This is a genomic window from Flavobacterium sp., assembly GCF_035299245.1.
In the GTDB taxonomy this organism is placed as follows: Bacteria; Bacteroidota; Bacteroidia; order Flavobacteriales; family Flavobacteriaceae; genus Flavobacterium.
This window is the reverse complement of record NZ_DATGWY010000007.1, coordinates 105,883-112,063: the sequence shown is the minus strand read 5'-3', so window position 1 is coordinate 112,063 and position 6,181 is coordinate 105,883. Positions and strand designations below refer to the sequence as shown.

The following is a 6,181-nucleotide window of genomic DNA, read 5'->3' as shown; positions in this document are numbered from 1 at the left end:
CTTGTAGCCCGTAGGGGAATCGAACCCCTCTTACCAGGATGAAAACCTGGCGTCCTAACCGATAGACGAACGGGCCATCACATCTTTTTTGTAATGCGAGTGCAAAAATACAACTATTTTTAATTCATACAATAGTAGTGTACACTTTTTTTATTTTTTTTTAGTACGCTTTTGCAAACAGCACTCTTCCAGTAGATTTAGCTCCTGAAAAAAAACAAGTTCCTTCTTCTTGTATTTGATTTAAAGGAATACATCGGATGGTTGCTTTGGTCAATTCTTTGATTTTTTCTTCGGTTTCAGCTGTGCCATCCCAATGGGCCGAAATGAATCCTCCTTTATTTTCTAAAACCTCTTTAAACTCTTCAAACGAATTTACTTCAGTAATATGAGTATCTCTGTAATTGAGCGCTCTATCGAATAAATCTTTTTGAATCTGCTCTAATAAGCTACCTATATATGTTACAATTCCTTCTTTTGGCTGTATTTCTTTGGATAAAGCATCTCTTCGAGCCACCTCAAAAGTTCCATTCTCCAAATCTTTAGGACCAACGGCAATTCGAACCGGAACTCCTTTTAACTCCCATTCTGCAAATTTAAACCCAGGCTTTTGAGTAGTTCTATTATCAAATTTAACTGAAATATGATTCTTTTTGAATTGAGCCATCAAATCGTTAACAACAACCGAAATAGCTTCTAATTCTTCTTCACTTTTATAAATAGGAACAATAACAACTTGAATAGGTGCTAAGTTTGGAGGCAATACCAAACCATTATCATCTGAATGTGTCATCACTAACGCACCCATTAATCGGGTAGAAACTCCCCATGATGTTCCCCAAACGTATTCTTGCTTTCCTTCTTGATTGGCAAACTTAACATCAAAAGCTTTGGCAAAATTTTGCCCTAAAAAGTGCGATGTTCCTGCTTGTAAGGCCTTTCCATCTTGCATTAAAGCTTCTATACAATAGGTTTCCTCAGCACCAGCAAAACGCTCGGTTTCAGTTTTCAATCCTTTTACTACTGGAATAGCCATAAAATTTTCGGCAAAATCAGCATACACATTCATCATTTTTTCAGATTCTTCAATGGCTTCCAACTTGGTTGCATGAGCAGTATGTCCTTCTTGCCATAAAAACTCAGCAGTTCTTAAAAACAAACGCGTTCTCATTTCCCAACGCACAACATTTGCCCATTGATTAATTAGTAATGGCAAATCTCTATACGATTGAATCCATGATTTATAAGTTGACCAAATAATCGCCTCACTGGTTGGTCGTACAATAAGCTCTTCCTCTAATTTTGCATTCGGATCAACCATTAATTTACCCGGACGAGTTTCATCATTTTTCAAGCGATAATGCGTCACAATGGCACATTCTTTTGCAAATCCTTCAGCATTTTTCTCTTCTGCTTCAAACATACTCTTGGGCACAAAAAGAGGGAAATAGGCATTACTGTGGCCTGTTTCTTTAAACATTCTGTCTAATTCTGCTTGCATTTTCTCCCAAATAGCATAGCCGTACGGTTTAATTACCATACAACCTCTAACACCTGAATTTTCAGCTAAATCAGCCTTGACTACAAGTTCATTGTACCACTTGGAATAATCCTCTGCTCTCTTTGTTAAGTTCTTACTCATAATGAATAGTTTGGCATAAAAATTGTTTAACTTATTTTAACTAAATAGTTCGGCAAAACTAACTATTTTTGTAAAGACCAACAATAAAAATGCTATAGTTATGAAAACAAATTATTTTTCTAGTACAAAACTATCCATCTACTCAGTATTTGGACTGTTTGCATTGGTGCTAACCTCTTGTGGCTCGTACCAAAACAAGTCGTATTACGACAATGACGGAATATATGGTACAGAAACTGCTAAAAAAGTAGCAAATGATGACCAAAAAGACAATGAAAAATACAAAGAATACTTTAGTTCATTAAATCAAGAAAATCAAGAAATGTTTACCGATGTTGAGAATTATACTTCGTTAGACACCATCAACAAAAATACAACAGACCAAGTATCGGGTTATAACAGTTGGGGTTCCAACTCTTCTGAAACTGTTATTGTAAACGTTTACGACAACAATTGGGGTTGGAATTATTGGAACAATTACTGGTATGGAAACTATTGGGGTTGGAATAATTTAGCATGGAATTCTTGGTACGGTCCCAATTGGGGCTGGGGTTGGAATTCTTGGTATGGCCCAAATTGGGGTTGGGGTTGGAATTCTTGGTACGGTCCTAATTGGGGCTGGGGATGGAATTCTTGGTACGGAAACGGTTGGGGTAATGGTTACTATGGCAACCACTATGCGTATGTAAATGGAAGAAGAGATGGAAGAAGTGCCTATTTTAATGGTGGAAGAACTGCCACTGTTAACAGAAATGGTAATGTAAATGGTATTAGAAGTAATGCATCCAATCCGAGAAGCTTTACAACCACAAGAAATACAACTCGAAACAATACTACAGGACCAAGAGTAAATAATGGTGGAACTCGTTCTGAGAATACAGCTACCCCAGTGCGCAATAATTCAACTCCAAGAAACAATACTAGTACATCACCTACACGTACTTCTACTTCTACTCCACGTTCATACAGCGAATCGCCTCGTTCTTCTAGTTCAGGTGGTGGATACAGCGGAGGCAGATCATCTGGCGGAGGCGGTGGTGGTCGTTCTGGTGGTGGTGGAAGAAGATAATCTAAAAACAATTCTATGAAGAAGTATATTTTAAACCTTACTTTGTTTTGTTCATTTTTTTCATTCGGACAAAATATCAACGACGCTTTGCGCTATTCTCAATCAGATTTAGGTGGAACGGCTCGTTTTAACTCAATGAGTGGTGCTTTTGGAGCATTGGGCGGAGATTTATCGGCCATTAGTTTGAACCCTGCTGGATCAACAGTTTTTGCTAATAATCAAGCTGGATTTTCTTTGCGAAGTTTTAATGTAAATAATAAATCGAATTATTTCGGAACTGTAAACTCAGAATTAGAAAACAGCATCGATTTAAACCAAGCTGGAGCTGTTTTTGTTTTTGAAAGTGCTGAAGGCAGTGATTGGTCAAAAATTGCTATTGGCATCAATTACGAAAGTACTGCTAATTTTGACAATTCCGTTTTTTCATCAGGAACAAATAGAAATTCTGTTGCCAATTACTTTACAAGTTATGCTAATGGAGTTCCTTTGGATTATTTATCAAATTATTTTTTTGATGAATTAACCTATAATGAGCAACAAGGGTTTTTAGGGTACCAAGCCTATGTAATCAATCCAGCTACAAACTCTGCTAGTAACACAGAATACTATTCTAATGTTCCAGCTGGAGCCAATTATTATCAAGAAAACGAATACGTATCAACCGGATTTAATGGAAAAATCACCTTTAATGGTGCTGTAAAATACAAAGACATCTTTTCTATTGGAATAAATTTAAACAGCCATTTTGTGGATTACACTCAATCGACAAGTTTTTATGAAAGAAACGATTTTAATAATACTTCAACCGACTATTTAGTTAAACGTCTTCGCTTTAACAACGAATTGTATACTTATGGTTCTGGATTTTCGGTACAAGTAGGAACAATCATCAAGCCTATCAAAGAGATTCGTTTGGGATTGGCCTATCAATCGCCAACTTGGTATAAATTAAATGATGAAACAAGACAAAGTCTTGCTGCAGTGAGCGGAAATGTAAATGAAGAATTAATTCCCGATGTTGCTGATCCAAACATAACTCTTATTTACGAACCCTATAAAGTGAGAACTGCTGGAAGTATTTCAGGAAGTATTGCCTACGTATTTGGTAAAAAAGGATTATTCAGCTTTGACTACATCATGAAAAATCATGAAGATATTCAATTGAAACCCAACAGTGATTTTGCGGGTGAAAATGCTTATATCGCTAGTGTTTTGACTAATTCTTCAGAATACCGTTTAGGTGCTGAGTATAAAATCAAAAATTTAAGCCTACGTGGTGGGTATCGTTTTGAAGAAAGTCCATACAAAAACGGTAGAACAATCGGCGATTTAACTGGTTACTCTGGTGGATTGGGTTACAATTTTGGTAAAACTAAAGTAGATGCAGCTTATTCGTACTCTCAACGTTTTTACGATCAACAGTTCTTCAGTCAAGGATTAACGGATTATTCTACTGTAAATGCTAAAAACCATAATGTAACGGTTTCGGTATTATTTGAATTGTAATGATTAATTATAGCATACAAAAACCATTCGTTGATTCGGATGGTTTTTTTGTTCCTGTAGTTTTTATTCTAGCCCTGATTGGAGCAATCCGCCGTGCGGTGCGGAAAGCGGGAATATGGATTACAAAAACACACAAGCCTTTCGCTTCTAAAAATAAATAACGTAATTTTGCACTCCAATTTTTAAGTTTATGAGAACCAAATCGGTCAAAAAGAATAAAATCAACGTCATCACTTTAGGTTGTTCTAAAAATACGTACGATAGCGAAGTATTAATGGGTCAATTGAAAGCCAGCGGAAAAGACGTTGTACACGAACAAGAAGGCAACATTGTGGTGATTAACACCTGCGGATTTATTGATAATGCTAAAGCCGAATCAGTCAATACCATTTTGGAATATGCTGATAAAAAAGAGCGCGGAATTGTAGATAAAGTATTCGTAACCGGATGTTTATCCGAACGATACCGCCCAGATTTAGAGAAAGAAATTCCGAATGTAGATCAATATTTTGGAACAACAGAATTACCACTTTTGTTAAAAGCATTAGGTGCCGATTATAAGCATGAATTGCTAGGAGAACGCTTGACTACAACTCCAAAAAATTACGCGTACTTAAAAATTGCAGAAGGTTGCGATCGTCCTTGTAGTTTTTGTGCCATTCCGATTATGCGCGGAAAACACGTTTCTCAATCCATTGAAAAATTGGTGAAAGAAGCCGAAGGTTTAGCCAAAAACGGCGTAAAAGAATTGATTCTTATTGCACAAGATTTGACCTATTATGGTTTGGATTTATATAAAAAACGAAATCTCGCCGAGTTATTAGAAAACCTAGTCAAAGTAGAAGGAATTGAATGGATTCGACTTCATTATGCATTTCCAACAGGTTTCCCGATGGATGTTTTAGAGTTAATGAAACGCGAACCTAAAATTTGTAATTATATTGATATTCCGTTGCAACATATTTCAGATAAAATTCTAAAATCGATGAAGCGCGGTACCACTTATGAAAAAACGACTCGTTTATTAAAAGATTTTAGAGAAGCCGTTCCTGGAATTGCCATAAGAACGACTTTAATCGTAGGTTATCCAGGAGAAACGGAAGAGGATTTTCAAATATTACGCGATTGGGTTCAGGAAATGAAGTTTGATCGTTTAGGCTGTTTTACGTATTCTCACGAAGAAAACACGGGCGCTTATGCTTTAGTTGACGATGTTCCAGAAGAAGTAAAACAAGCTCGCGCTGCCGAAATAATGGATTTACAATCGCAGATTTCATGGGATTTGAATCAGGAGAAAATTGGGCAAACCTTCAAATGTGTTATCGACCGAAAAGAAGGTCAGTATTTTGTAGGAAGAACCGAATTTGATAGTCCAGATGTAGACAATGAAGTACTTATTGATGCTTCCCAATTTTATCTAAAAACGGGTGATTTTGCTGAAATTAAAATTATTGACGCTACCGAATTTGACTTGTATGGCGAGCCCATTAATTAACCGTAATTTTTTTGATATGAAAAGAGTAAAATTAACGATTGCTGTAGTGTTTGTTTTCACTTTGAGCGCCTTTTCTCAAAACGGATACAATCGTAACAACTCGATGTCAACTCCAACTCAGAACAGCGAACCTACAAAAGAGGAAATTGAAAAAGCTAGGGAAGAAAGTTTAAATAAATTGATGACACGGTTGACCGAAGATTTAAAATTAGATGCTCTTCAAGTGGTTGCTATTCGACAAATCTATACAGACAATATGAAAAAGCAAGGCATCATTTTAAAGAAAGAAGATAGTAATGAAGCTAAAACTGAAGCGTTAAAATCATTATCTGAGTCAACAGAAATTAGAGTACTCGCTCTACTTAATCCGCAGCAAAAAGAAAGATACGAACTCTTAAAAAATGAAGCTGCAATCGAAAAGGACAAGAAAAAAGGTAAAAAAGACAAGAAAAAGAATAAAGAATAATTAAAA

Annotated in this window: 5 protein-coding genes and 1 tRNA gene; 4 read left to right on the top strand and 2 right to left on the bottom strand. The window is 36.1% G+C overall.

Annotated features, from left to right (window positions below):
* Positions 1-4: 4 nt before the first annotated feature.
* Positions 5-76 (bottom strand) — tRNA-Glu (locus VK161_RS05755).
* Positions 77-160: 84 nt separating this feature from the next.
* Positions 161-1,639, bottom strand: a complete 1,479-nt coding sequence (gene proS, locus VK161_RS05750; RefSeq protein ID WP_324213804.1) for a proline--tRNA ligase — start codon at positions 1,637-1,639, stop codon at positions 161-163.
* 100 nt (positions 1,640-1,739) lie between these two features.
* Between proS and VK161_RS05745 the strand changes: the two genes are divergently transcribed.
* From VK161_RS05745 to VK161_RS05730, 4 genes are all read left to right on the top strand, one after another.
* Entirely contained in the window at positions 1,740-2,708 is a 969-nt protein-coding gene (locus VK161_RS05745) for a hypothetical protein (RefSeq protein WP_324213803.1), read from the top strand.
* A 15-nt stretch (positions 2,709-2,723) separates the two neighbouring features.
* Positions 2,724-4,214 carry an OmpP1/FadL family transporter gene (locus VK161_RS05740; protein WP_324213802.1) on the top strand — a complete coding sequence of 497 codons (1,491 nt, stop codon included), beginning with the start codon at positions 2,724-2,726 and terminating at the stop codon, positions 4,212-4,214.
* A gap of 190 nt (positions 4,215-4,404) precedes the next feature.
* Positions 4,405-5,709 carry a 30S ribosomal protein S12 methylthiotransferase RimO gene (gene rimO / locus VK161_RS05735; protein WP_324213801.1) on the top strand — a complete coding sequence of 435 codons (1,305 nt, stop codon included), beginning with the start codon at positions 4,405-4,407 and terminating at the stop codon, positions 5,707-5,709.
* Between the two features lie 16 nt (positions 5,710-5,725).
* On the top strand, positions 5,726-6,175 hold the full coding sequence (locus VK161_RS05730) for a hypothetical protein (RefSeq protein ID WP_324213800.1): 450 nt from the start codon (positions 5,726-5,728) through the stop codon (positions 6,173-6,175).
* Positions 6,176-6,181 lie beyond the last annotated feature (6 nt).

What these genes read in the sequence shown, in the direction of transcription:
- VK161_RS05730 (WP_324213800.1), top strand. Translation starts at nt 5,726, where the DNA reads ATGAAAAGAGTAAAATTAACGATTGCTGTAGTGTTTGTTTTCACTTTG.
- VK161_RS05740 (WP_324213802.1), top strand. Translation starts at nt 2,724, where the DNA reads ATGAAGAAGTATATTTTAAACCTTACTTTGTTTTGTTCATTTTTTTCA.
- proS (WP_324213804.1), bottom strand. Translation starts at nt 1,639, where the DNA reads ATGAGTAAGAACTTAACAAAGAGAGCAGAGGATTATTCCAAGTGGTAC.
- VK161_RS05745 (WP_324213803.1), top strand. Translation starts at nt 1,740, where the DNA reads ATGAAAACAAATTATTTTTCTAGTACAAAACTATCCATCTACTCAGTA.
- rimO (WP_324213801.1), top strand. Translation starts at nt 4,405, where the DNA reads ATGAGAACCAAATCGGTCAAAAAGAATAAAATCAACGTCATCACTTTA.